Here is a 25,609-nt window from a genome sequence, read left to right on the forward strand (position 1 = left end):
TAACGAACAAATTGTATCAGACTCGTACGCGTCAAAAATGAACGCCCGCACAGCTCCAATCATCACTTTTTTGAGAAAATTACCCCCAGCTTTAGTGGGGTGTAGTGATAATCTCGCCTGTTCGCGCTACAGTTTGTCGGAAATACCTCGATGTTAGGAACCAAATGATCACTTCCGAGCTTTTCGGCACCGCGCCGTGCGGTACCCCCGTTCATCGTTACACCCTCGACGGGCCCGAGATCTGCGTTCGCATTATGGACTATGGCGCCACGGTGCTTGGTATCGATGTGCCCGACATTCCCGGCAACGTGCGCGATGTGGTGCTGGGCTTCGATAAGCTCGAGGATTACTTTGACAACCCCGCCTGCTTTGGCGCGACCATCGGCCCTGTGGCAAACCGCACCGCTGGCGCCACGATCGCCATCGACGGCACGGACTGGCATATGCCCGCCAACGAGGGCGCCAACAACCTGCACAGCGACCTTGAGCACGGCCTGCACAAACGTGTGTGGGATGTTGAGCTCGACGAGGTCCATAACGCCGTGCGCATGACCACCTCGCTTAAGGATGGCGAGCTGGACCTGCCCGGCAACCGAACCTTTACGGCCGTGTTTACCGTTACGCGCACCGGCGTCTTCCGCATCGATTATGGCTGCGAGAGCGACCGCGCCACCTACGTGTCCATGACCAACCACACGTACTTTAACCTTGCAGGCCATAACGCCGGCATGGACTGCGAACATTTCTTTGTCGCCAACGCCGCCCACTACCTGCCCATTAACGAGCAGAACATCCCCACCGGCGAGATTGCTCCGGTCGAGGGAACACCGTTTGACTTTCGCGAGCTTCGCCCCGTCGCACCCGGCATGGAGGCCGACGACCCGCAGATCAAGCAGGCCCGTGGCTACGATCACTGCCTGTGCATCGATGGCTATCAGTACGGCCGCAACCTGCGCCGCGCGATGCACGTCGAGGAGATGTGGACCGGTCGTGAGATGGACTACTACACCACTGCCCCGGGCGTGCAGCTCTACACCGGCAACTGGCTGGGCGACGAGCACGCCAAGGACGATGCCAACTATGGCTGGGGCGCCGGCTTTGCCCTCGAGGCCGAGATGTACCCCGACACGCCGCACCAGCCTCTGTTCCCGCAGGGCATTGTGGGCCCGGGCCATCCCTACAGCAATGTGATCGAATACCACTTTATGAGGCACTAAGCCCGCAACGCGACATATCGCACAGCAGCGCCCGCCGGCACCACCGCCAGCGGGCGCTTTTTCATCTTTTAGGCTCGTTTTTTCTGTGACTGTATGAGTGACATATCAAAACTATGCCCATTTACTACGTTTAGCCCGGGATGCTCGACCATGCACCGGTTTTTGTTACATTTGTGAGCAGTATACCTGCGGTTTTGTTTATCTCAAATTCGACATGCTCGACGATAGCCAATCAAACGTAGTAAATGGGCATAGTTTTTGACAGGCGGCATCGCGCGCGTCCCTCGCAAGGGCAAAATGATCCGTTTTCCTCCGTCCCCAAGGGATCAGTTGAACAGATTGCCAATGGGGTCGGGGGCGGAACTGGGGAGATAGCGGATTTCTAGCTCTATGCCGAGCTTTTGCAACTCTTTGAAGGCGGCGATGTCCGTATCGTCTACGGCAATGGTAGGCGTTGCAGAGCGCTTGCCCTCCCCTGCCTGCATATGGCCAATGCTGATCTTGGTTATTGGCACACCACCCTTAACCAGCGCGAGCGCATCGGCGGGTGAGGCCACTATGATCAAGATCCATTGACGCGGCGTTGCGGTATGAATGATGTCGATAGTCCTTTGCACCGAGAAAAACCGCGTCCAAACGCCTTCTGGCACCGCCACCCTCATTGGTGCCCATTGGCGCGAATCCGCCGCGATCTCATCGTTGACGATTAGGACAAGGTTGGAACCCACGGCTTCGTTCCACAGCTCAACGTCTTGCCCGTAAATGAAACGGTCATCGATACGCGTAAGAAGAATCTTGGGTTGAGCCATGGCTGCCCCATTCTGTTTGAGACCCATACGAGCGGGACGTCGACCACCAACTCAACAGCAGGTCAAGTAACAAATGGGCACTGCAGACATCACGCCTCTAATATTAGTGCATTTAAAGTGAGAAAAGCCGTCAGAACACTTGCGCGGATGAGCGATGTCCCGTATCATAGACAGCCGTTGACGCCTCAGTTGCGTCACCACATGGCCGCCAGCGTAGCTCAGTTGGTAGAGCACCGCTCTCGTAAAGCGGGGGTCACCGGTTCGAGCCCGGTCGCTGGCTCCATTGCACAAGATAGCCGCCTTCGGGCGGCTTTTTTGTTTTCGATTTTGAGTGCGTGTGTGCCAATCCAAGCATCGCCACGTCAACAGCGGCCCACTCGGTGGACTTCGGGTTTAATGCTTAGGGGCGGGGATTTACCAAAGTGAAATCTTAATGAAAAGAAACCCAGCTGCAACAATTGCCATGATGAGGGCTCGAATTGGCCATATAGATCTAAAATGGTCACAATATACAAATGTCGAGAGACATTGGGGATATAGATGAAAAGAACTAAGGGTTTTCTTTTGTTGGTATTGATGCTGCTCGGACTGTTCTGCCTGAGTGGCCCTTCTTGGGCCAAGGCTGCCTGTCCTGAAGGTGAGCCTCAGCAGTCTTATACGGGCAACCTGCTGATAACTGCTAAGGAGGGCGATGCCGACTCCCAGTCTGGGGTAAATCCCCTTGCCACTTTTGAGGGGGACGGCGGAACGGTCAAGCTTGACCATATTGGTAGCGGGATTTTGAGGTGGCAAGTTCTTCCGGACAAAATTGCGAACGATCCCTTCTCTTTTGCTGGAACGATATATCTATACAAGGTTGTGAGCGGAAAACAAAAATACGTCGATTGCTATCCGACAAACGGGTCTGGAATTGCATTCACCGGCATTTCAGAGCAGATTGATACACATGTACGAAAGGGAACCTATGTGGTGCGTTGGGTTGGAGCTGCTGCAGGTCCGATATGGATTGCGGTCTTGCGCCCCGATGTCCAAATAGGTTTCTCTCTCTAGACGGGAAGTTGCTCATGGACGCCATATATGACGGGGATGACTGGGTCGATCATTATACTTGGCGCCTGGTCAGCTCGAACGACAATGGGGATGTGGTGTTTGATGGACTATGTCCAAAGCATCTCCATCCTTTTGTCTCGTCGTTAATTGAGAGTTCCGCTCGTGTTGCCCCCTACAGCTCGGCATCGCTTCATGATACGGACGTTTTGAAGACCATAAGGGAATCAATTGACGATGGCACGATGAGCGGCCCGCTGTTTTCTCGGCTTGTGGGGCTAGATGAGATTGGCTCGAAACGACTGCTTGCGGGCGAAAAAGTGGAACTCACTTATCGGTCGATGATTTCAATCCTGCGGCTAGCCGATGTTCTTCGCAAATAAATGAGGCTTCCCTATTCAAAAACAGAAAACCCCGCCAAACGTGATTTCCCTAGGGAAAACCCGTTTGGCGGGGTCCTAGCGTGATTTCCCTAGGGGAATCACGCCATCAGACGAACAACTCAGCCGAGCAGCTCGCTACTCCTCCCAGTAGGCGTCGGCAAGCAGCTTAAAGCAGATCTTCTTGATCGGTTGTGCGCCATCGCCCGGGAACTCGAGCGTGGGCATGTGAGGCTCGCCGGCAACGAACAGCGCAAACTTGTCGTCGGCAAGATCGCCGGCGATCGAAGCGTCGGAATCGACCAGATCGTAGTCGTCCTTCTCGTCAAACTCCTGAACCAGCGTCAGGCTGCCCGTGGCGACCTTAAAGGCCTCGCGACCCTCGACGTCGATCTGCAGGTCGTGATAGCGCTGATGCGTCTCATAGTGAGCCTCGGCCTCGGGACGCGTCGTGGGAGCCATGACGTTCGCATAGACCTTGTCGCCCAGAATCGGATGGCTGCCGACCTCGAGCTCTGCCGGGTCGTTCTCCTCGAGCCAGTCGATCAGCACGTCGAGGCCCTTGAGAATTCCGCGGTACTCCTCGATATCGCCCAATGCACCGTAAATCATCTAAATCCCCTCTCGGATCGCTTCTTTGGCGGCTACTCGGCAAACGCGTTACCGACGCTGTTGCCACCCACATACGCCTCGACCAGGGTAAGGTCGGGATTGAACACGACAAACTCGGCGTCGCGCCCCAGCATAATGCTACCGCACTTGTCGTCGGCATGAGCTAGCAAGCAATGCCGGGGCCGACGCCCAGGCTTTTACAGCTCGGTCACGACAACGCCGTTGTAGACCTCGTCCCAACGGTCCATGACCAGATGGCCGGTCATGGGATCCATGGCATTGAGCTTGCCGCAGGTGTTGGCGGTACGCAGCACCGTCTCGTCGTCCGCGCCAGCAGCAATGGCATGCGCGAAGCCAGCGATAGTGGAGTCACCAGAGCCCGTAGCGTTAACGGCAGGGATATCGGGCGTCTTTGCGCGGAACGCACGGCCATTGTGGAAGCCAACGGAGCCGGCAGCGCCCATGGACACGACGACCCAGGGGATATCGGAGAAGCGGGCATCAGAGGCGAGCGCGGCGCGGAGCTCGTCCACATCGTCGGTGGTAAAGCTCGTACCCAAAAGGCCGTTGATCTCGGTCAGGTTAGGCTTGACCAGCTCGGGCTTAATTTCGGACTTAAGGGCGGCCTCGAGCGAAGCGCCCGAGGTATCGAGCAACGCCTTGGCACCGGCGTTCTCGGCAATGCCCGTGATCTTGGCATAGTAGTCTGCCTCGACACCGCGGGGCAGCGAACCCGAGATGGTGACGACGTCGGCCTTGCTCGCAAGCTCGGTAAACTTGGCGGTAAAGGCATCGAGCTCCTCGGGGGCAATTGTCGGGCCGCTCTCGAGCAGCTCGGTCTGGTTGCCGGCATGAAGGATATTGAGGCAGATGCGGGTCTCGCCCTTGATGGGCACAAAGTCGTTGTTAATACCGTTGGCGTCCATGAGCTCAGCCATGTAAGCGCCCATGTGGCCGCCGAGCAGACCGGTTGCCACGACGTCGTCGCCCAGCTGACCCAGCACACGGGCCACGTTGAGGCCCTTGCCGCCGGCGGTCTTTTCGGGCGTCACACGGTTGACGTCGTCGATAACGAGCTCATCGAGCTGATAGCGCGTATCGACAGACGGGTTCATCGTAACGGTGAGGATCATTTTTAGCTCCTTATCTCGCAGGCTCCTAGTGCCTCGCGATACGAGTCGACAAAACGGAATTACAGAATTTCAATCGTGAACGAGCGAACGACGGTCTCCTTAGGCTTGGCGATAAGGCAGCCGCGCTTGTGCTCAAGCACGTCATCCTCATCGGAACAGGTCGAGAGGCCACCCCAGGGCTCAACTGCCACAAAATCGCCCTCGGGCTTACTCCACACAATGAGATACGGGAAACCCTCAAAGCTCAGGCGGACGCCCTTGTCCTCGCCCTTTTTGGAAAGCGTGACCTGACGGCTCTCGAGCACGTCAAAGATGGTCTCCGCAAAATCGAAGAGCTCGTGCGATAGGGGCAGCGTCTTTCCCACCATGGGGTTCTTTGAACGGTTAGCTACATCAATCAATCCGGTCGAGGGTACGGCGGTGCAAAGCTCCGCAGCCTCATCTTTCTCAAAGCGCAGCTCGTAGTCCGTATAGGCCTCGCCGTCGTCGAGCGGGCACCTAAAGCCGGGGTGTCCACCGATAAAGAACGGCATGTCCTCGGTGCCCTCGTTGGTCACCTCATAGGAAACGCGCACGGCAGCGCGCTCGAGCGTATAGCGGGCGACGAGCTTAAACGGGTAGGGATAATCGCTCAGCAGCGCGGCGTTATCCTCCGAAGCCAGGCACATCGCCAGCTCGTTCTCGCTCTGGCTCAGCAGCTTCCACTCCTGTTTGCGCGCAAACCCGTGGCGAGCGAGCTTTACATGATGCCCGGCAAACGTCATGGCGCTACCATCGCGCAGGCCTCCGCAAATCGGAAAGCAGACCGGCGCCTGGCCGGACCACACTGCAGGATCACCCTGCCACAAGTACTCTCGACCTCCGGCCTCAATCGAGGTAAACGAGCCGCCAGCCGTGGAAACCTTAATAGAAATCGAATCGTTGGAAAGAGCGTATTCCATTACCCATCCTTTCGGACAACTGCATTTTGCTCGCAATAACCCGTCTCGGCCCTGACCAAAGGACAAACCCGCACGTTCATCGATGCGTCCGGTATCCCAGCCATGCAACGGGGTACCATACAGACATTGATGCAATTACAGCTGAAAGGCCTTCTTATGCGAACCATCATCCTCTACGCCTCGCGCCATCACGGCAATACGAAAAAGCTCGTGGACGCCATCGTCGAGGCACACCCCGAGATCGATACCCTCGACGTCGAGGCGCTCGGCAAAAACGAGTATCCCAACCTGCACGAATATCATCTGATCGGTGTCGCCACGGGCATCTATTACTCCGAGATCGACAAGGACATGGCACGCGTGCTCACAAACGTGCTGCAGCCGCAGGACAAAGTGTTTGGCCTTATGACCTACGGTGGCAAAAACAAGTGGTACGGCAAGGATATCGATGGCATCTGCCGCATGAGGCAGGCCATCTTTATGGGTGTCTACGGCTGCCCCGGCTTTGATACGTGGGGACCGTTCAAGCTCGCCGGCGGTGTCCAAAAGGGACACCCGACCGCTGAGGAAATTAAGGGCGCCGTCGACTTCTTCGACAAGATCGAAGACGAGTATGGCGACATCATCGTCGAGGAGTACGCCAAGCGCGAGAAGCGCCTAGCCTACGAGAAGGAGCATCCTGCGGGAGGTCTTGTGGCCGGCGTTAAGCGCACGGCAAAGAAGATTGCTAACAAGCTGTAACTGTGAAGGTGCTTTTGAGCGTTTAACCCATACGGCGGGTCCGAGCAGATTCGGGCCCGCCGTCTTTTTCTATCGTTACTCGGTAAAGGCGTTGCCGACGCTCTGGCCGCCGACATACGTCTCGACGAGGGTGAGCTCATGGTCGAACACGACAAAGTCGGCGTCGCGACCCGGCATGATGCTGCCGCACTTATCCTCGATGTGTGCAGAGCGAGCCGGCACCTCGGTTGCCATGCGAATGGCGATATCGGCGCTGGCGATGCCCCAGTCGACGATGTTCTTGACGCCCTGGGCAAGCGTGAGCACCGAGCCGGCAATGCTCTTGCCGTCAGCGAGCCAGCACAGGTTGTCCTTCATGATGACGTCCATGCCACCACTGGTGTAGCTGCCCTCGGGCATGCCGCCGCAACCCAGGCAGTCGGTGATGAGCACCGTGTGCTGCCAGCCCTTTGCCTGCAGCAGTGCCTTGATGGCGGCAGGGTTTACGTGCTTGCCGTCACAGATGATCTCGGCGTAGGTCTCGGGCGTGGACATGGCTGCACCCACGACACCGGGCTCGCGGTGATGCAGCCCGCGCTGGCCGTTATAGGTATGCGTAAAGCAGCTGGCACCGGCGTTGATGGCGGCGATGCACTCATCGTAGGTGGCGTCGGAGTGACCGATGCTGGTCACCACACCCTTGGCGTTCAGAGCAGCCGCATAAGCAGCGGCACCGTCGCGCTCGGCCGCCATGGCGCTCTTAACGATGCGACCGCCCGCAGCCTCCTGCCACTGATCGAAGACCTCCTCGGAGGGGTCGATCAGATAAGCGGGGTTCTGCGCGCCCACGTGCTTCATGGTAAAGAAAGGGCCCTCCAGGTAGATGCCCTGGATACGGGCACCGCAGAAGTCGGGGCCGCGACCCTCGTCCGCCTGGGCGATGGCGGCGCAGGCGTCCTTAATCTGCTCGACGCCATCGGTGAACGTCGTGGGCAGCCAGCTGGTGGTGCCGCGACGGGCGAGCTCGGTCGAGCTGATATCGATGCCCTCGGGATCGTTATCGGTAGTCGAGTGGTTATAGAAGCCATGGATGTGGGTGTCGACCATACCCGGTGCGATCCACGATCCCGTGTAATCCTTAATCTCGCAAGAGGGCTCGTCGGCCTGCCAGGCGCCAAAGACGCCATCCTCGACCATAAGATAGCCGCCCAGTTGCGGGCCTGCCGGCAAGAAGAACTTGTCAGCCTTAATTGCGTACGTGCTCATATGCACTCCTTGCTTCTAAAGCAGTTGACTGTGGTGATGCTTATACCCAGCTCACGTAAAACAAAAAGCGCCCGCCCGCCGTTATGAGCGGACGGGCGCCCTTACAGGGGGACGCGATTAAGCGGTGAAGGGGTGAATCGTCACGCCCTTGACCACGCGGTTGACCGTGCCGGTGGGGCTCGGCGTATCGGGCGTGTTGCCCACGCGCACGGAGTTGAGCAGGCTGATTGCCTGGGCAAACATCACGAACGGCAGAGCAAGGTAACCCTCGGGGAGTGCCTCATAGCCCTTAAAGGTGAAGGACTCACCCTCGTAGACAGTAGCGCCATCCTGCTGAACGGCAACGGTGTGCTGAGCGATCTCGTCGCCACCGATCTCGTTAAGGATGTCGATGTCGTACTGACGGGTGTAGGCGTCGTTGTTGACGAATACGAAGACGAGCGTCTTGTCGTCGACGAAGGACTTGGGTCCGTGACGATAACCCATAGAGGTGTCATAGGAAGTAGCGACCAGACCGTGAGCAAGCTCGAGGATCTTAAGCTGGCTCTCCTGGGCAAGGCCACCGAAGGAGCCGGAGCCAAGGTAGGTCACGCGGTTGAAGTCGCCAGCGAGGTAGTCGGCAACCTCAGACTCGCGAGCGATGACCTCCTCGCCCATCTTGGCGATGGTCTCGACCCACTCGGCCTTCTGCTCGTCGGAAGCCTCGTCAAAGATGAGGGTAGAGAGCAGGGTCATGCAGGTGTAGGAGCCGGTCATGGCGAAGCCCTTGTCGTTGGCGCGCGGGATGAGCAGCGTCAGCGCATTGGGATCATCGGCGGACTCGACGGCGAGCTTGCCCTCGGGCGCGCAGGTGATGTTGAGGAACTTGACGTTGTGGACGAGCTCCTTGGCAACGGCGACGGCGGCAAGGCTCTCGGGGCTGTTGCCGGAGCGGGCAAAGGAAACCACGAGCGTGGGATCCTCGGCGCGCAGGAAGTCGCGCGGGGCGCTCACGATGTCGGTCGTGGCGATGGGCTTAAAGTCGTAGAGATCAGTGTTGCCAGCGCGACGCAGGTACGGGGCGCAGGTATCGCCAACGTAGTCGGACGTACCGGCACCGGTGAAGACAACGGACAGACGGCCCTCGCCCATAGCGCGAGCCTCGGCCAGAAAGGCCTCGATGGCCTCCTTGTTCTCGCGATAGATGTTGAGCGTATCACGCCAAAGCTCGGGCTGCTGAGCAATCTCAGCCGTGGTGATCTGGGCGCCGAGCTCGGTGAGCTCCTCGACACTCTTCTCGAACATTTCTAATACCTCTCTCTAGAAGTAATCCTCTGACGTGCAATTATACACTTCGGTTGGTTATCTGGTAGTAACCAGTTAAATACAAAGAATCATCATATGGAAACGATGCCAACACTAGTCGCTACGCTGGTGGTAAACCTTGTATTTAAACTGATCGGCACGAGCAACCGAGAGCGTATACTCCACAACCTCGTTTGACTCGTTATACGTAGTCCTAACCAAATCGAGCACAGGCGAGCCCTCGACAATTTCCAAAAGGTGGGCATCGGTGGGACGGGCTATGCTCGCATAGAACTCCTCTTCGGCCACACGTATTTTTTGCTGAAAGTCTTGCTCAATCACATCGTAAAGCGGCTTACGCTCCAGCAGCGGTCGCTTTAGGGACAGAAATTGACGAACCGGTAGATAGCTGCGTTCGACCATCATGGGCATGTTGTCGGCAGAACGAAGGCGCTTGAGCTTAAAAATGCGATCACCGATACGCAATCCCATATGCTCGGCCAGATTCTTATCGGCCTCCATCTCGCAAAACTCGAGAATCGTGGTCTCGGGGTCACGACCCATCGCGCGCATCTGCTCGGTAAAGCTGTAGGACTGCATAAGATTGGTTGCCTTTGCCGAACGGTCGGTCACAAAGGTACCGCGACCGTGCTGCCGAACCACCAGTCCTAAACGCTCCAGTTCCTGCAGAGCCAGGCGTACCGTAGTGCGCGAGAGACCATAGCGCTCCGAAAGTTCGCGCTCGGAAGGAATCATGTCACCGGCGCGATATTCATGGTCAATCTTTTCGGTCAGAATATCGACCAGCTGATCGTACAGCGGTTGCTTACGCGCTCCGATCGCCATCCTATCCTCCCTTTTGCTCGAATTCGGCTAACTACCTAGGGTGTTAAGCATTATCTGTCTGCCACACCCGAATCATCAAGAAAACAAAAGCCGCGCGCTCTTTCGAGCACGCGGCTTTTAACATACACATGGCTTAAGGGGTCGGGGTGTGAGCCGCGTAGGGACACACCCCTCAAGCTAGAGCCTTACCAGATGCTCGGCCAGAGACCAAGCGGGCCAGCGCCCAGGATGCCAAGGACGAAGAGCAGGAGAATGCCCTTGGTCGGGGTCCAGCTGTGCTTAGCGAACATGTAGTAAAGCAGCAGCGTAAGCATAAGCGGGACGAGCTTGGGGACGATGGTGTTGAGGGTGTCGGCAACAGAGAAGTTGACCGGATCCTCGGTGACGGTACCGTAGGTAACGGACTCCATGCCGTTGCCCAGATCGGTGACGCCGCACTCGACATCGTTGCCGTCGGCATCGGAAGCGGTGAGGGCGTTGCCGTCCTTATCGGTCATGGCGATGGTACCGGCCTCAGCGGTCTCGGTATCGATGCCCTCCATACCGGTGAAGTTCTCGGCCTCCTTCTCGGAGACGATCACGGTAGTAGCGGAGAGGCCACGGGTGGTGCCATTGGGGATCTGGAGGTTGATCTGGGTGCCACCCATGGTGACGACCAGGCAACCGACGACGAAGACGCCCATGATGGAAGCGGCACGCGTGAAGGCCTGCATGTTGGCGGTCAGAGCGTCAATAGCGCTGGTGCCAAGCTTGTAGGACCAGTTCATGAGCCAGAAGCGCAGAGCGAACTGGACGACGTTGAAGATCACCAGGAAGATGATCGGCGCAGCGGCGTTGCCGTTGATGGCCATGTTGGAGGTGATGCCGGCCGTGATAGGCACGAGCGTCAGCCAGAACAGGGCGTCACCGATACCACCGAGCGGGCCCATTGCGGCGACGCGGACGGCGCGGATCGTGGGGATGTCAACCTTGTTCTGCTCGAGCGAAAGCACGATGCCCATAACAAAGGTGACAAGGAACGGGTGAGTGTTGAAGAACTCCAGGTTGTGGCTCATGGAAGCCGCGAGGTCGTTCTTGTTGGTGTGGATCTTCTCCAGACCGGGGATGATGGAGTAGAGCCAACCGGCGGCCTGCATACGCTCGTAGTTGAACGAGGCCTGCAGGAAGCAGGAGCGCCAGGCCATCTTGTTGAGGGTCTTCTGGTCGAGCTGCGGAGCAGGAGTGAGATCCTCGTAGTGCTCCGGGATCACATACTCATTAGATGCCATCTTCGAAGTCACCTCCGTCAGAAACAGCTGCACCCTTCAGCTCGGTCTGCTGCTGGAAGTCCCAGAAAGCGATGCCGAAGCCGATGAGAGCGAGGATGAGCAGAGCAGGGGTTGCCAGAGAATCGTTGGCAACGGTGATGAGCGCGAGGCCAAAGCCCATGAGGAAGAAGCCCCACATATCGCGGTTCATCATAACCTTGAGCAGGACGGCGAAGCCGACGAAGCGCATCATGCCGCCTGCAGCGGAGAGACCGGTCTGCAGCCAAGTCGGGATGGCGGAAGCGATGGTCTGACCGATGGTGGCGCCAGCGATGAAGAACAGGGTGACGACGACGGCGAAGATCAGGCCGAGCAGAGCCATGGCGAAATAGTTCAGACGCTCGATACCCTTGGTGTCAGCGTTGTGAGCCATGTTGTCCGCAGAGGACATGAGCGGCGACATAAGCGTGAAGACCAGGGTAACGCCGAGCTGACCAAGCAGAGCGAACGGAATGGCAAGGCCGACTGCCGCGTTGGGCTCGAGGCCCGTAGCGATAGCGAGAATGGCTGCCATGATGCCGCCGATGACGGCGTTAGGCGGCTGAGCGCCTCCGATCGGCATGTTGCCGATCGTCATGAGCTGATAAGTACCACCCACGAGAAGACCGGTGTTGAGGTCGCCAAGGATAAGACCGATGACGGCGCCGGTGACGATGGGCTGATAGAGAGACTCGAGGAAGTTGAACTGGTCGATTGCCGCGACGAACGTGACGATGAAGACCAGAGCGACCTGGATGATCGAGTATTCCATCTTGCTCCTCCTTTCAAAATGTATGTACGCACTTTGGATTTCACGTACAGAATGTCAGGGTTTCATTCCTGACAACGTGGATCATGAGGATTACGAGAAGAGCTTGCTCGTGTCCTCAACAGGCGTGCTCGGAACGCGCCTGATCTCCAACTCCACCCCCAATTCCTGCAGCTCTTTAAACGCAGCGACATCCTCGTCGTTAACTGCGACGGAGGTGGCGACTTGGCGCTTTCCTTCCGACATGTGCATGTTGCCGATGTTTACCTTCTTTATAGGCACACCGCCCTTGACGAGCGTAAGCACGTCTTCCGGTGTTTCGGCCACGATGAAGATCTTCTGGCGCGGGCTCGCCTTGCCAATGACGTCGATGGTCTTCTGCAGGGAGAAGAAACGCGTAGCGACGCCGGCGGGAGCGGCCATCTTCATGAGGTTCTGACGCATGGTGTTGGTCGACACATCGTCGTTGGCGACGAGGATGAGGTTGGAGCCCAGGGTGGAGTTCCACTGGGTCGCGACCTGACCATGAACCAGTCGGTTATCGATGCGGGTAAGAAGAATGTTGGGTTCTGCCATGTTGATCAGCTTCCTTTCGTTGATTGCTGACGACAGTTACTTAATCTCCTGAATCGCGTAACGCGAAACATCTACGACGGCACCGGATCGGACTTTGATCTGGACCTTTTCGCCTTCGATGCCTTTGACGGTTCCGTAGATACCGCCGGCGAAAAGAACCTCCTGACCCGGCTTGAGCTCCGTGTGCAGCTCCTTGAAGTACTTCTGCTTCTTCTTCATGTTGATTTGCGACCAGATGGTGTAAATCAAGCCCATGATGACAAGCAGGCCCAAAAGAGCGACCGAGGAACTCAGAACACTGGCTCCGAAATCGGCCATTAGATGCCGTCCTCGTCGCCGAAGATATCCTCTTCCTCGGCACCAGCGACGGAAGCGACCGTCTGGGCGGTGATGCCCGTCTGGCCAACGGTCACGGCCTGCTCGCCAAGCTCGGCGAGCGTAGCGTTGCCGCGGAGGAACAGAAGCTCAATAACCATGGGAAGGTTCGTGCCAGTCAGAATCTCGACGTTGTCGACATCCTGGGCAATCATCATTGCCTGGTTGAACGGGGTACCACCAAGCAGGTCGGTAAAGACGAGCACGCCATCGCACTCCTCGCGCATGGCGGTGATAGCGGCGCGGAGATCCTCACCGTAGGAAGCAGCCTGGTCGCCCTCGAAAGGAACGACGGTAAAAGCGGGCTGATCACCGGCGACCATAGCGATAGCGCTTGCGAGGCCGGGTGCGAACTGTCCATGACCGGTAAGAATAAAGCCAACCATTCAAATTTCCCTTCCGAAGGTGTGTACGATCTGAGTCCGATGTTTTCGGAAGCCAGCGGGCGGACGCCCTTAAAGCTTCTTGGAAAGCGTTCTTTGAAGACCAGTGGTCTCTCAACTGGTAGTAACCACGTGACGTGTTGTTGTCACTATATCATCACAGAAGAGGTCGCTTTCGCTGATTCACGCAGTAAACGTTTTTGCACCGCTCACGGCGATAAATCGACCGTTTACCGCTCGTTAACACTTCTACCTGCGGTTTTGAAATCGTTTCGAAATACTTTGACGAAAGATCGGAACCTTTTCTGTGTCTAAACAACGCAGGGTGGCCAAAAAAGCATGTAGAAAAAATGCAGGTCATTGTGAAGATTTGTGAATTGGTCTTTTTGACTTAATACCAGTTAGAACCAGTTTAGAAATTATCGGTGAACGGTAGTTTTCGACCGCTCAGCGGTTATTTCCAATCGTTTGCAGCTCCTTTTCCATATGAATTAGGGAGACCCGATGAAGCACTTGCGCGGTTGCGGGAAATTTCGATACTCGTCCATCCCCCACGTGCCAAACTCTCACTCCCTAAATATGCCATAAGCTCTCGCTATTCGTCTTACAAACATAACTTACTCTAATCTGTAATTGTTTATCGTTTATCATTAAGTATGTTATAAGATTTAAATATCATCCTAGACATTGGTTGGAGGAGCTATGATCCGCTGGAACGTATCCAAATCGAATGAACCCATCAACCGCGAACAGGCAATAGCCGATCTGAGGAAGCTCGCTCACATCTGCAAATGGGCCACAATCTGCACCGCCGTAGCGCTCGCTCTGGGACTTCTCGCAGTCATTGCAATCGAGCTTCTACTCATATTGCCTAGCCTCTCCCAAGGGTTCTGCCTCCAATCCGTAGAGCTTAATGCCGGCGAAGGGCCATCTCTCGCTCTCGTCGGCGCCAATGAACAGACCCCTCTTATGCTTGTCGCGCACGACGGTCATACTGCCATAGGGAGCGCCATGATGACATGCCTTGCGCTTGCCATTGTGCTAAGCGCATACAGGTTTTTCTCCGCCATTGAAAAGGCGGGCAGGCCCTTTGACCTCGAATGCATCCGCATACTACGTCAAGTAGGACATTTGTTCCTTATTGGCGGCGTTGCTGTGAAGCTTCTTGGTGCCATAGTCACGGGGCTGATACTCTCAGGATTTGGCGGCAACTTTACGGATGCGCTTGGCGGCCAGCACCTCGACCTCTCTATGGTCTTTGCAGGCCTGATTATTAGCCTGATTGCCAGCGTCTTCCAGTACGGGTGTATCCTGCAAATACAAGATGACGAGTTGCTCTAGGGGGAATCCATGATTATTCTGCGGCTCGACCGCATGCTCGCCGAACGCAAGATCTCATCCAAAGAGCTTGCGGAACGCGTGGGCATCTCCCAGGTCAATATGTCGCGCATCAAGACGGGCAAGGTTTCTGCCGTGCGCTTTTCAACTCTTGACGCGATATGCCGGGCACTCGACTGCCAACCGGGCGATGTACTAGAATATATGCCTGACGATGAAGCCGATAACCTCTTTGGACTTAAAGATTAATTGAGATTATTTAACTACCGGTACCTCCGACGTAATAAGCCCGCTAGAACGGATATCGTTCTAGCGGGCTTATTCAGATAGTTCGGCTACGCGATCGGTAAGCTCAGGCAGATCTTACGCAAACAGGCCGTAAATGCTGATGTTGGCCTTGGCGTACAGGCTGTTGGCGTACTCGGTCCACTTGGAGCTGGCGCTCGAAGCCTGCGAAGAATACTGCTGGTAAGCGGTGTAATAGGCGGTCATTGCCTGCTTATAGGTCGCGCTATCGGCCGTAAAGGCATCGTCGGCGAATGCCTTGGCGTAGGTGCCATCGGCGTCCTTCCAGGTGCCCTTCTCGCTATCCCACTCATCGCCGGCAAGGTTGATGATGTAGTCGGCGTAGTCCTTGCTCGCGGTCTCCTCGTTGCCGTCAGCAGGCTCGGTCGGGGCGGTCGGCATGCTTGCGGAGCTATCGCCCACCTTCTTCTTGTAGAGCTTCTGCAGCGTCGCGGACTGACGGACGATCTGCTTGGCCTGGTCCTTGGACACGCCGTACTGCGTGGCCATGGTCTTGTAGTCGGAGGTGCCGATGGAATCCTCGGCGTACTGCTTCATTTCCTTGGAAGAAACGGTAACGCCCTCGTCCTCGGCAGCGTCCAGCAGAATCTGGTTGCGCACGTAGGACAGGATGACGTCAGCAGAAGGAGCGGTGTAGTTGCCATCGCTATCCTTGACGGTGTCGAGGCTGTACTGGCTCTCGATGGCCTCACGCGCGGTGATGTCGCTCTTCTTGCCGTTGTAGCTATAGCTTGCCACGGTCGAATCGAGCTTGTCCTCGGTCAGGGTCGCCGAGCCGACGCCCTTGCCGCCAAAACCACCGTTGCCGATAAAGAAGCCGACCACGGCAGCGATCACGACGGCGACCACAAAGATGGCAATCATCGTCTTCTTGTGCTTGCAAGCGTGGTCGTCCACGTCGGAGTCGTCGTCCTCGTCCTGCTCCTCGGGCATGAGGTTCTCGTCAGCGGCATCCGCGGCAATCTGAGCCTCCAGTCGGGCGTCCTCCTCCTCGGCCGTCGTGCCGGCGGCAATGTGCTCGGCAGACGTACCGGCGACCAGATCGATCTTCTCGTCCTCGTCACCGTCGGGGCCTTCGCCGCGCTCGATGATCTGGATGCCGTCGATCTCGTCCTTCTCGTCCTTCTTTTGAATCAGACCCATATCAATTACTCCTTGTTAGGAAACATAGTCCCCAATAGAATACGCCCGACGAGGCGCCGGGCGTATTGATTCTTAGGTTATACGCAAACACTTAAGTACTATTTAGGCGTTTGCAGCGTGCATACCTTAGGCCAGGTGCGCGATAACGGCATCGGCAAAGGCCTGCGTGCCCACAGCGCCCTCAACGGAGCCGGTCTGGGCACGACGCACGTCACCGGTAACCTGCTCGCCCTCGTCGAGCGTGGCGGAGACGGCGGCACGAATGCGATTGGCAGCATCGTTCTCGCCCAGGTGATCGAGCATCATCGCAGCAGAGAGGATCTCGGCCGTGGGGTTGGCGATATCCTGACCGGCGATATCGGGCGCGGAGCCGTGCGTTGCCTCAAAGATGGCGCAATCGGCACCGATGTTGGAACCCGGAGCCATACCCAGGCCACCAACCAGGCCGGCGCACAGGTCGCTCACGATGTCGCCGTACAGGTTGGGCAGCACCAAGACATCGAAGTCGTTGGGGTTCTGGACCAGGCCCATGCAGGTGGCGTCGACGATCTTGTCGTTGAACTCGATATCGGGATAGTTGGAGGCCACCTCGCGCGCTACGCGCAGGAACAAGCCGTCGGTCGCCTTCATGATGTTGGCCTTATGCACGGCCGTCACCTTTTTGCGGCCGCAGCGGCGGGCATACTCAAAGGCATACTCCACAATGCGGCGGCTCTTGGCGATGGAGATCGGCTTGATCGAGATCGCGGAATCGGCGGCGAAGGTCTTTTGGCCCGAACGCTCGACAAGCTGCGAGAGCTCCTCGACCTCGGCAGCGCCCTCATCGAACTCGATGCCGGCGTAGAGGTCCTCGGTGTTCTCGCGCACGATGACCAGGTCGACGTCGCGGAAGCGCGAGCCGTCGCCCGGCTGCGACAGGCAGGGGCGCACGCAGGCGTACAGGTCGAAGTGCTTGCGCAGGGCGACGTTAACGCTGCGGAAGCCCGTGCCGACCGGCGTGGTGATGGGGCCCTTGATGGCAACCTTGGTCTCGGCGACCGCATCGAGCACATGTTGGGGCAGCGGCGTGCCAAACTCGTCCATGACGCCGGCACCGGCCTCCTGGACGTTCCAGTTGATCTGGACACCGGTGGCCTCGACCACGCGGCGCATGGCCTGCGTAATCTCGGGACCGATACCGTCACCGGGAATCAGGACTACATCGTGCGCCATAATCTGTTACTCCTCGTCTTCGGCGTCGTCAGATTTTTTTACGCTAGCACGCTTCTTCTTTTTGGAGAGATCCAGGCCAAAACGTTTAACAAGCATTTCGCAAATCTCGCTCGAACGGGCCTTGAGATAGCTGCCCTTACCGTTCTCGGCATCGAACTTAAGGCGCAGCGCAAGCTTCTCGGCAACCTCGGCGTCGATCTCGCCCTGACCAAACTCGTACAGGCAACCGAGCATGTCACGATACTCAAGGTCACCGTGGTAGCACTGGATGGCCTCGTCCAGGATGGGCCAAGCCTCGCGCGAACGCTCGACGCTCGTGGCGCCCCACACGCACAGCAGGCGGAAGGCGGCATAGCGCAGCGTGGAGGAAATCTCGTCGAACAGCGCGGTCTCGGCGCCCTCAAAGGCATCGCCCAGCTGCTCGGGGCAGGTGGTGGCGAGCGCCGCCAAGGCATCGAGGGCCTCCCAGCGGGTCTGCGCCTCGGGGCGATCGAGCGCCTCGATCAGCGCGGGCACGCAGGGCACGACGCGCTGCGGATCGCGCTCGGCAAGCAAGTGCAGCACGCGGGCGGCAAACTGGCGGATGCGGCGCGTGGGGCAGCCGAGCTCCTGGACCAGGCGGTCGACGGCGTTCTCGTTCTCCTCTGCCAGCTGAAGCTGTGCCAGCTCCTCGTCGGTGAGCTGTTCGTCTTTGTTTTCTGCCATAGTTACCTCTTCTTACTATTTCTTAGCGTGCTTGTCGGCACCCTTGCTGTCATCGGTGATCGAGATGAGCTGTCGGTCGGCCGCGCCATTGCGACGCGCACGGCGGCGCTCCTCGGCATCGCCCGCGTCGGCGGCGGCACGATGGGCTTTGTTGACGTTAAAGACCTCGTCGTGCTTGCGCCACGGACCGACGGACTCGCCAAAGCTCATCTTAAGGCCGGCGATAAAGCCGCCGAGCCAGCCGATCGGCGCAAACTGCACCAGCGGGAACAGCGAGAACACCCAGGTCAGCAGGACGACTGCCGCCGCTCCTGCAAAGTTGGCGATCCAGTAGTCGCGTTTGGTGATGACGCGCTTTTCGCAGGCCCACTGGCCGCACAAAAAGCCGATGTAGATCGCAAAGAGAAAGAGCACCAGCGCAAGCACCACGAACGTCCAGTTCATGGGCGCTACTCCCCGTGATGGTGGCCGCAGCAGCACTCGTGGCCGTCGTCATGGCCGTGGCCGCCGCAGCACTCGTGGTCCTTGCCGTGATGGTGGCCGCAACCGCACTCATGGTCGTCGCCGTGCTCGCCGCAACCGCAGCCGTCCTCGTGAGCACCGTGCTCTTCGGGACGATACTGCGACCAGTCCAGACCGGCGGCGATGGCGTCGGCCTCCTCCTTATAGAGAACCGTGATGGCCTGGGTGCCCAGCTTGGCACCACCGATGGCGTCGAGCATGTCGTAGAGCGTAAAGGCAACGTCGGCGCCGGGCAGCGCGAGCTCGCGGTCGTCGGCATAGGCGAGCGCCAAGCGCAGGTCCTTAATGAAGTGCTCGACCATAAAGCCGGGCTTGTAGTCGCCATCGAGCGCCTTGGGCGCCAGGCTCTCCATGGCGCCGGACTTGCCGGTGCCGCCCAGGATCATCTGACGGGTCTTCTCCAGATCAAGGCCGCTCAGCTCGGCAAACGCCAGCGCATCGGCCATGCCGACCATGCAGGCGCCCAGCGACACCTGGTTGGCGAGCTTGGCAGCCTGGCCCTTGCCAGCGCCGTCGAAGCAGCAGATGTTGGCCGCGAAGGTGGCAAGGATGTCGCGGACCGGCGCGATGTCGTTCTCGGTAGCGCCCACGATAGCCGTAAGCGTGCCGGCGATAGCACCCGACTCGCCGCCGGTGACGGGGCAGTCAAACGCCATGCGACCAGAAACCTGGGCGGCCTCGGCAATGTCGCGCGCCAGCTCGGGCGAGCTTGTGGTGAGGTCGATCAGGACCGCGCCGGGCTTAGTGCACGCGAGCAGGCCGTCGCCCGCCAGGTAGAGCTCCTCGACCTCGGAGGGATAACCCACCATGGTAAAGACGACGTCGGCGTTCGCCACGGCATCTGCCGGCGTATCGGCCCAAACGGCACCGCGCTCGATAAGCGCGGCGGCCTTGGACTTGGTACGGTTGTTGACCGTGACGGGATAGCCGGCATCCAGGATGTGGCCGGCGATGGGGGCACCCATGATTCCGGTGCCGATAAATGCGACAGAGAGCTTGTTTGCCATGAAACCTTTCCTTTTAGGTTGGGTGTTATTACCAGGTTGAATACTCGGTGCCAGCGTTTGAGCTGTGAGTCGAGGGCGATTACGGACGCGTTACTTGCCTACTGACCGCGCACGCGGCGGGCGATGCGATCGGAAAGCGACGCCTTGTCGGCGCGGTTCTTACCCCAAAACGCGCAGGCCACCATGCCGGGGCCCACGTGCGAGCCAATGGTGGGACCCACGGAGCTGCGAATGATCGTGACGTCGGCGCAGCCCTCCTCCTTGCGGATGGCAGCTTCGAGCCAGTCGCCGTCCTTCTCGGCATCGGCCGTCATAATGGCGATGGGCATGGTGCGATCGGGCACATAGTTCTCGCGGAACGACTTGAGGATGGACTTGAGCGCCTTCTTGCGACCGCGGTTGACGCCGATCAGCGACAGCGAGCCGGCCAGGTCGTAGGACAGCTCGGGTTTGACGTCGAGCTTTGCCGTGAGCTGTGCCGCCGCGGGCGGAATGCGGCCGCCGGCAGCCAGCGCGTCAAAGCTCTCGAGCGTAAAGTAACCGTGGACATAGGTCTTGGCCTCGTTTGCCCAGTCGACCAGCTGCTTGGCGGTCAGTCCCGCCGAACGCTGGCGCACGGCCTCAAGCGCCAAGAGCTCGCCGGTCGCACAGGGCAGAGCGTTGTCGACCACGTACAGCTCAAAGTTGGGATACTCGGCGCGCACGGCGTCCGCCGCCTGGCACGCGGAGTTGTAGCTCGACGACAGCGCCGAGGTAAAGCACAGGTAGACCGTAGGCGTACCCTCTTTGGCGCACTCGGTAAAGAACTCGATATAGCGACCGAGCGACACAGCCGAGGTGGACACGCGGGCACCGGCGCGCATACGGTCGTAGAACTCCTTGGGTGTGATGCTCGACCAGATGTCGTCCGTGCGCTCTTCGCCATCGATAATGAAGGGGAAACCCAGGATATCGACATCGAGGTTCGCGGCGACCTCGGGGCTAAAGTCGCAGCAGGTATCGACGACGATGCGGCAACGGTCCGAATGACCGGCGGATGCGGCCTTGTCCATCAAAGCGACTCCTTACGTAAAAAGGCGGCCACCCGCATGGGATGGCCGCCAGCCGTTAACTCATGCAAGTTAACGTATTTTACTCGTCAAGTGTTTCGATGCGGGGCTTGATGATGCCATATCCACCATTCTTACGGTGATACACCACATTGATAAGGCCGGTCGTCGCGTTCTCGAACACGTAGAAGTCGTGACCGAGCAGATCGGTCTGCACCAGCGCCTGCTCCTCAGTCATCGGAGTGACGTCGATAACCTTCTCGCGGACGAGCAGGTCGTCTTCCTCCTCGGGCAGCAGCAGGTCGGCCAGATCCTCGACGCGCTCGACCGGTGCGACATCCGCGGCGCTGGCACCACCCTGGCGGTTGTCCACGACCTTAGTCTTGAACTTGCGCAGCTGGCGGGTAACCTTATCGGCGGAGAGGTCGATGGCGGCATACATATCTGCGCCGTGCTCGGCAACGCGAATCACAGAGCCGCGGGCACGAACCGTGACCTCGACGATTGCCGGGTTGGGGTTCGAGGGGTTCTTCTCATAACGAAGCACGACGTCGACTGTCATGGGCTCGATATCGAAAACCTTGAGCGCCTCGCCGATCTTCTCATCCACATGCGCACGCAGAGCATCGGTTACCGTCGTCTTGCGTCCAGAAACCTTGATATCCATACGTGGCTCCAATCTGCCTCGGGGACTTACTGTACTGGCTATGTACCCATTGCCGTGCATTTAATCACGCGGATTCCTAAAGACCCGAATAACGATTGCTTAATACCGCATACCGAAGTCTCGCACTTTTCTGTGGCAAAGTGCGCTATGGGAGGGCGTCGGCGACTTTTTATTTGGTCCCGAAAATTGGCTTTGACCTGCTGGTTTTATAGGGATAAAAAAGCCGGGCTCCCCTATTGGGGAAACCCGGCAGTGCGTGTTGAAACCGTGAAGAGGTGTCCTTTCCAACGTATAGGAGACACCACCCCTAGCAATAACTAGCTATTAAGTTTGTTAATGTCGTCGTCAGTGATGGTGCCTTCCTGGCTGGACGATTTGTCCTCGGAGGATGCGGTCTCATTGTTGGAATCGGAGGACTCGCTGCCGGAGGACGTGGTCTCACTGGACTCAGAGTCGCCCGGCTGCACGTTAGCGCCCGAAACCGTCTTAGTGGTGAGGTCGTAGGGAATCTGGCCGTACCAGACGCAGTGAACCGCCTCGAGCGTGCCGTCGACCGTGATGTCGTCGAGGGCATCACTCACGGCACGGCACAGTTCGTCATTGGACGAGAGGCCCGCAACACCAAGCGTCGAGGGCGCCTCGAGCGCACCGACATAGGAGACCTCGCTCATCAGGCGTGCAAGATAGCCGCCGGCTGTGGAGTCGCAGATCACATAGTCGACCTCGCCAGACTCGAGCGCCTCAAAGCACTCGTTGATGTTGGAGTAGGTCTTTTGGTTGGCGGTGATGCTCTGCTTAGCAAGCGCCTCCTGCGAGGCCGAGGACATCTGGACACCCAGAGTAGACGTGTTAAGGGTATCGGTGGAAACGCTTAGCGACCCACCATCGCTGGTTTTACCGAACACGGAAGCGGCATCGTACAGGCAGGTGCCGAGCGAGCTAACGTCCCCGTCCGTGGAGTTGATCTCGCCGATAAAGATATCAGCCTTTTTGTCGCCGAGCGCGGAACCTGCCGAGGACGCATCGACAAAGGCGACCTTAAGGCCCATGCGGCTTGCGAGGGCGCGGGCAGCATCGACTGCATACCCCGTAAGCTCGCCGTCGGCGCCCTGCATTGCCTGCGGCGCATCGGAAGTATCGAGGGCGACCGTCAGGGTTCCGGGAGTGACCAGGGCATCGTCCGACACCGCCGGCGTGACGGTCTCGTACTCGATCTGGTCGATCGTGGGAGTCGTGAACGTAGACAGCGGGTTGAACGCGCATCCGCTCAGGCCCAAAACGGCAATGACCGCTGCGGTCCCAGCACCTAACCGAGCCGCGTGCATCAAGCTGCCCCTCACCATGTCCACTACCCTGCCTTCTGTGTCGTATACGATCCGTGCGTTGCGCGGAATATCGGGTTGTTCCCACCAGCTGACCTGGTATTTGACCCCACACTTGCGCACCGGGGTGTTTGCTCGGGAGGCCGCAGCCACCCTCACGACTGGCCCGCTCGCCCGCGAGGCGGTATTGCCCCAAAGAAAGTAGAACGGACGGTGCGGCTTACATCTAGGACGCGCCATGATCGCGCCGCGCGCACGCGGTCGCTTACGTGGATCCCTTTGACCGCGTCTGTCTTGGACTAGGACGGGCATTTCGTCCGTCCGCAACCACAGCCTGGTAGGAACGTAGCGCATTATAGCTAAGTTCAAGCTAAAGTTTAAGGTTAGGGGCGTCATTCGCATCGCGAGTACAGATTTCGCAGGTCAGGACGGGCTGCACGTGGCCAGATTGAGCTCGTCGCCCCCTATGGGGAGCCTCGAGACGCCCGTTTTAGGGGCCGTGTGCAAAAAACGGCAAATATGAGTACTGTTACCAATTTAGTAGCAGCGATTTTCCACCTCGTGAGCCGGTTTCGAGCTCATTTAGCCCTGCTTAGCGCCTTGATTTCCCACATTTGTTTATTATCTTCGCGATTTTTACCGTTTCTCGATCCGCAAATATCAGATTTTGCTGTTACTAATTTTGTATCAGTACTCATTTTTGCCACTTTTTGCACAGCACCTATAAACAGACCCCCTCTCAAAACCAACATCTATGCTGGCTTAAGCCCAAAACATGCTCGGAGCGTATTCAGCAGCGCGTCTTGCTTCTTCCGACGAGCCTCCACGCGGTTTTGGTACCGCTTGCCCATGCGTTGGTATATGCGCCATGCGAGTGCCTCCATCGCCTCCATGTCGCAGAGCATCTCGTTATTGACCGTTGCGACCTCGATCCCCATAGCTATAAAGCCCGTATTACGCTTTTCGTCGTGAATGCGCCCACCGCGAGACGAATGGCCCAGCTCACCGTTGTATTCCAGGTCAAACCGGGCTGCCTCTTGATACGCATCGCAAACTGCATGAGGCATCCCCGAGATTGCCTGCGCGCGGTCATCGAACTCGATCTTGTAGTCGGTCTTAAAGGGACCGCAGGCAAAACCGCCATAGGAAAACGGAAGCGAAAACAAAGCGAGCATGATGCACTCCATGGGTGAGCGCAGGTTTTCCGAAAGATAGGGACACAGACGCTGCAGTTGTTTGGCCGTGTTCCCCTTGTATACCGCGAGACAATCTGCCAGACGATCGGGCATCAGCACCGGCTCGACTTCAAAGTAGCCCACGTCTGCTGGCTGGTCCTTGTCCTTTGCAAGTTTATTCGTAACAGGCGAGGTGTAGGGAGGCAGATACTTCCCGCGATCGCTCAGTGAAATCTTGGAGCACAGCTCCTGGGCCAGGGCAAACGCCTGGATGCAGCCGACCTCGCGCGCAACGGCAACACAAAGGGCCTCGGGAGATAGGCTGTACACCCCCGGTTCCACCTCTAGAATCGAGCCTGCGGGCAACCTGGAACACACGGACCAGCCTACGCCAGGCATGCGGCGGCGCTGCGCCGCAGATCCCACCAGCAAGCACAGATCTTCTTGCACCTCGCCACTTTTGGCTCCAATTCGCACCAAGTCAGGAAGATAGATATCCTCGGTCGAGGGCGACGACGTGCGCAGCACACGGCGCTCTTCATCGAGATTAAGGTCCTTCCAGCTGATATAGCCCATCTGCCGGCGCTCGGCGCGCATCATGCGCAGCGCTGAAGCGCCTGTTAGGATTACGGAAGCCGCTAGCTGTTCGCCTGTCGGCTCGTTGCGCCGCTCAATCTTCACTGCCACAAAACCACCCCTACCAAACACGTGCGATAGCAAGGCCATCGACTGCCGCAGCGCCGGCACGCTTGAGCTCCGCCGAGGCTGCTGCCATGGTCGCGCCCGTGGTGATAACGTCATCGATAAGCAGTAAGCGGCGGCCGTGCACGTCCTCAACCGTCTCGTACATGCCTTGGGCACGCTCGCGACGCTCCTCACGACCGAGTTCGCGCTGGTCGCCATGCCCGTACTTGACGAGGGCATCGAGCAGGGGAACACCCGACAGCTCGCAAAATGGGCGCGCAATGGCCTCCATATGATCAAAGCCACGCCGCCGAAACGCTGCCGCCGTCGCAGGCACAAACACCACCGCATCCGCACCGGACAGCACACCTCCCAAGCGTTCGGGCGCTACGACCTGGGCATGCAGGGCGGTGTCGTAGAGCAGCTCCGCCAGATACGGCGCCAGGCGTCGCTCGCCCGCGTCCTTGTACGCTTTAATGATGCGCGGCAGCGGATGCGCATAGACGGAGCACGCCAGGCACCGGTCGAGTGCCTCCGCCATTGCCGAGGACGTGCCCTCGACCGAACACTCAGTGCACAGCAAATCCCCAAACGGGGCGCCACATCGGGTGCAGCTATGCCGTGGGTCGATGAGCGTGAGCGCAGCCAGGCAGTCTTGGCAAATAAGCGCACCGGCGCGCTCGCAGCCGGCACATCGTGTTGGCGACAATGCCTCGAGCGCCTCGCGTGCCGCCCGCTCGGCAAACGGTAGCAATCCGTCCGCAAACGGTAGGGCGCCGGCACCTTGCAGGCATCCCAACACATTCAAATGTCTCTTCACGACACAACCCTCCCT

The 25,609-nt window shown here is 58.4% G+C and carries 28 protein-coding genes and 1 tRNA gene; 7 read left to right on the plus strand and 22 right to left on the minus strand.

Going from position 1 to position 25,609, the window contains the following annotated elements:
• Positions 1 to 164: 164 nt before the first annotated feature.
• Positions 165 to 1,217, plus strand: coding sequence for an aldose epimerase family protein (locus DW112_RS02505; RefSeq protein WP_118328257.1), 1,053 nt, complete (start codon positions 165 to 167; stop codon positions 1,215 to 1,217).
• A gap of 326 nt (positions 1,218 to 1,543) precedes the next feature.
• Here DW112_RS02505 and DW112_RS02510 read toward each other — a convergent pair whose 3' ends face one another.
• Positions 1,544 to 2,026 carry a PTS sugar transporter subunit IIB gene (locus DW112_RS02510; RefSeq protein ID WP_117637050.1) on the minus strand — a complete coding sequence of 161 codons (483 nt, stop codon included), beginning with the start codon at positions 2,024 to 2,026 and terminating at the stop codon, positions 1,544 to 1,546.
• Positions 2,027 to 2,233: 207 nt separating this feature from the next.
• Between DW112_RS02510 and DW112_RS02515 the strand changes: the two genes are divergently transcribed.
• From DW112_RS02515 to DW112_RS02525, 3 genes are all read left to right on the plus strand, one after another.
• Positions 2,234 to 2,309 (plus strand) — tRNA-Thr (locus DW112_RS02515).
• 257 nt (positions 2,310 to 2,566) lie between these two features.
• Positions 2,567 to 3,076 carry a hypothetical protein gene (locus tag DW112_RS02520; RefSeq protein ID WP_117640364.1) on the plus strand — a complete coding sequence of 170 codons (510 nt, stop codon included), beginning with the start codon at positions 2,567 to 2,569 and terminating at the stop codon, positions 3,074 to 3,076.
• Between the two features lie 14 nt (positions 3,077 to 3,090).
• Complete coding sequence (locus DW112_RS02525; protein WP_118328258.1) at positions 3,091 to 3,456, plus strand: hypothetical protein; 366 nt, start codon at positions 3,091 to 3,093, stop codon at positions 3,454 to 3,456.
• A gap of 135 nt (positions 3,457 to 3,591) precedes the next feature.
• Here the strand turns inward: DW112_RS02525 and DW112_RS02530 are convergent, their stop codons facing one another.
• The 3 genes from DW112_RS02530 to DW112_RS02545 form a co-directional block, all read right to left on the minus strand.
• Entirely contained in the window at positions 3,592 to 4,065 is a 474-nt protein-coding gene (locus DW112_RS02530) for a YhcH/YjgK/YiaL family protein (RefSeq protein WP_117637052.1), read from the minus strand.
• 197 nt (positions 4,066 to 4,262) lie between these two features.
• Positions 4,263 to 5,198, minus strand: a complete 936-nt coding sequence (locus tag DW112_RS02540) for a hexose kinase (protein ID WP_117640365.1) — start codon at positions 5,196 to 5,198, stop codon at positions 4,263 to 4,265.
• A gap of 59 nt (positions 5,199 to 5,257) precedes the next feature.
• Positions 5,258 to 6,139, minus strand: a complete 882-nt coding sequence (locus tag DW112_RS02545) for an aldose 1-epimerase family protein (protein ID WP_117640366.1) — start codon at positions 6,137 to 6,139, stop codon at positions 5,258 to 5,260.
• A 156-nt stretch (positions 6,140 to 6,295) separates the two neighbouring features.
• Between DW112_RS02545 and DW112_RS02550 the strand changes: the two genes are divergently transcribed.
• The gene (locus tag DW112_RS02550) at positions 6,296 to 6,880 is read left to right on the plus strand and encodes a flavodoxin domain-containing protein (RefSeq protein WP_233524935.1); all 585 of its coding nucleotides are present in this window, start codon (positions 6,296 to 6,298) and stop codon (positions 6,878 to 6,880) included.
• 75 nt (positions 6,881 to 6,955) lie between these two features.
• On the opposite strand, the gene nagA is transcribed toward DW112_RS02550, so the two are convergent.
• From nagA to DW112_RS02590, 8 genes are all read right to left on the minus strand, one after another.
• Entirely contained in the window at positions 6,956 to 8,125 is a 1,170-nt protein-coding gene (gene nagA, locus DW112_RS02555; RefSeq protein ID WP_022094606.1) for an N-acetylglucosamine-6-phosphate deacetylase, read from the minus strand.
• 117 nt (positions 8,126 to 8,242) lie between these two features.
• Entirely contained in the window at positions 8,243 to 9,409 is a 1,167-nt protein-coding gene (locus DW112_RS02560; protein ID WP_118066259.1) for an SIS domain-containing protein, read from the minus strand.
• 114 nt (positions 9,410 to 9,523) lie between these two features.
• Positions 9,524 to 10,255 (minus strand): GntR family transcriptional regulator, encoded by a 732-nt coding sequence (locus tag DW112_RS02565; RefSeq protein ID WP_117564750.1) that lies wholly within the window; start codon positions 10,253 to 10,255, stop codon positions 9,524 to 9,526.
• Between the two features lie 185 nt (positions 10,256 to 10,440).
• Positions 10,441 to 11,523: a PTS system mannose/fructose/sorbose family transporter subunit IID gene (locus DW112_RS02570; protein WP_118328259.1), complete on the minus strand. Its 1,083-nt coding sequence runs from the start codon at positions 11,521 to 11,523 to the stop codon at positions 10,441 to 10,443.
• On the minus strand, positions 11,513 to 12,313 hold the full coding sequence (locus DW112_RS02575) for a PTS sugar transporter subunit IIC (RefSeq protein ID WP_089572403.1): 801 nt from the start codon (positions 12,311 to 12,313) through the stop codon (positions 11,513 to 11,515). The genes DW112_RS02570 and DW112_RS02575 overlap by 11 nt, the downstream gene beginning before the upstream one ends.
• A gap of 90 nt (positions 12,314 to 12,403) precedes the next feature.
• On the minus strand, positions 12,404 to 12,886 hold the full coding sequence (agaV, locus tag DW112_RS02580; protein ID WP_089572404.1) for a PTS N-acetylgalactosamine transporter subunit IIB: 483 nt from the start codon (positions 12,884 to 12,886) through the stop codon (positions 12,404 to 12,406).
• 36 nt (positions 12,887 to 12,922) lie between these two features.
• Positions 12,923 to 13,204 (minus strand): preprotein translocase subunit YajC, encoded by a 282-nt coding sequence (gene yajC / locus DW112_RS02585; RefSeq protein ID WP_117583566.1) that lies wholly within the window; start codon positions 13,202 to 13,204, stop codon positions 12,923 to 12,925.
• The gene (locus tag DW112_RS02590) at positions 13,204 to 13,647 is read right to left on the minus strand and encodes a PTS fructose transporter subunit IIA (protein WP_117564748.1); all 444 of its coding nucleotides are present in this window, start codon (positions 13,645 to 13,647) and stop codon (positions 13,204 to 13,206) included. The genes yajC and DW112_RS02590 overlap by 1 nt, the downstream gene beginning before the upstream one ends.
• Before the next feature lie 699 nt (positions 13,648 to 14,346).
• Between DW112_RS02590 and DW112_RS02595 the strand changes: the two genes are divergently transcribed.
• Positions 14,347 to 14,985, plus strand: coding sequence for a DUF2975 domain-containing protein (locus DW112_RS02595; protein ID WP_089572407.1), 639 nt, complete (start codon positions 14,347 to 14,349; stop codon positions 14,983 to 14,985).
• A gap of 9 nt (positions 14,986 to 14,994) precedes the next feature.
• Positions 14,995 to 15,231 carry a helix-turn-helix transcriptional regulator gene (locus tag DW112_RS02600; RefSeq protein ID WP_117564746.1) on the plus strand — a complete coding sequence of 79 codons (237 nt, stop codon included), beginning with the start codon at positions 14,995 to 14,997 and terminating at the stop codon, positions 15,229 to 15,231.
• A 114-nt stretch (positions 15,232 to 15,345) separates the two neighbouring features.
• On the opposite strand, the gene DW112_RS02605 is transcribed toward DW112_RS02600, so the two are convergent.
• From DW112_RS02605 to DW112_RS02650, 10 genes are all read right to left on the minus strand, one after another.
• Positions 15,346 to 16,431, minus strand: coding sequence for a hypothetical protein (locus DW112_RS02605; RefSeq protein WP_118328260.1), 1,086 nt, complete (start codon positions 16,429 to 16,431; stop codon positions 15,346 to 15,348).
• A gap of 126 nt (positions 16,432 to 16,557) precedes the next feature.
• Positions 16,558 to 17,643, minus strand: coding sequence for an isocitrate/isopropylmalate dehydrogenase family protein (locus tag DW112_RS02610; RefSeq protein ID WP_118328261.1), 1,086 nt, complete (start codon positions 17,641 to 17,643; stop codon positions 16,558 to 16,560).
• A gap of 6 nt (positions 17,644 to 17,649) precedes the next feature.
• Positions 17,650 to 18,348: a hypothetical protein gene (locus tag DW112_RS02615; RefSeq protein WP_117635810.1), complete on the minus strand. Its 699-nt coding sequence runs from the start codon at positions 18,346 to 18,348 to the stop codon at positions 17,650 to 17,652.
• A gap of 15 nt (positions 18,349 to 18,363) precedes the next feature.
• Complete coding sequence (locus DW112_RS02620; protein WP_117766453.1) at positions 18,364 to 18,792, minus strand: hypothetical protein; 429 nt, start codon at positions 18,790 to 18,792, stop codon at positions 18,364 to 18,366.
• Between the two features lie 5 nt (positions 18,793 to 18,797).
• Positions 18,798 to 19,877, minus strand: a complete 1,080-nt coding sequence (locus tag DW112_RS02625; protein ID WP_118328262.1) for an NAD(P)-dependent oxidoreductase — start codon at positions 19,875 to 19,877, stop codon at positions 18,798 to 18,800.
• A 98-nt stretch (positions 19,878 to 19,975) separates the two neighbouring features.
• Positions 19,976 to 20,929 (minus strand): DegV family protein, encoded by a 954-nt coding sequence (locus DW112_RS02630; protein ID WP_089572413.1) that lies wholly within the window; start codon positions 20,927 to 20,929, stop codon positions 19,976 to 19,978.
• A 79-nt stretch (positions 20,930 to 21,008) separates the two neighbouring features.
• Complete coding sequence (gene hpf / locus DW112_RS02635; RefSeq protein WP_035137685.1) at positions 21,009 to 21,593, minus strand: ribosome hibernation-promoting factor, HPF/YfiA family; 585 nt, start codon at positions 21,591 to 21,593, stop codon at positions 21,009 to 21,011.
• 317 nt (positions 21,594 to 21,910) lie between these two features.
• Positions 21,911 to 22,936, minus strand: a complete 1,026-nt coding sequence (locus DW112_RS02640) for an ABC transporter substrate-binding protein (protein WP_233503126.1) — start codon at positions 22,934 to 22,936, stop codon at positions 21,911 to 21,913.
• 731 nt (positions 22,937 to 23,667) lie between these two features.
• Complete coding sequence (locus DW112_RS02645; RefSeq protein ID WP_147351826.1) at positions 23,668 to 24,777, minus strand: hypothetical protein; 1,110 nt, start codon at positions 24,775 to 24,777, stop codon at positions 23,668 to 23,670.
• Between the two features lie 10 nt (positions 24,778 to 24,787).
• Positions 24,788 to 25,594 carry a ComF family protein gene (locus DW112_RS02650; protein WP_233503119.1) on the minus strand — a complete coding sequence of 269 codons (807 nt, stop codon included), beginning with the start codon at positions 25,592 to 25,594 and terminating at the stop codon, positions 24,788 to 24,790.
• Positions 25,595 to 25,609 lie beyond the last annotated feature (15 nt).

Origin of the sequence: Collinsella sp. AM09-41 (assembly GCF_003473245.1) — a bacterium.
Classification (GTDB): domain Bacteria; phylum Actinomycetota; class Coriobacteriia; order Coriobacteriales; family Coriobacteriaceae; genus Collinsella.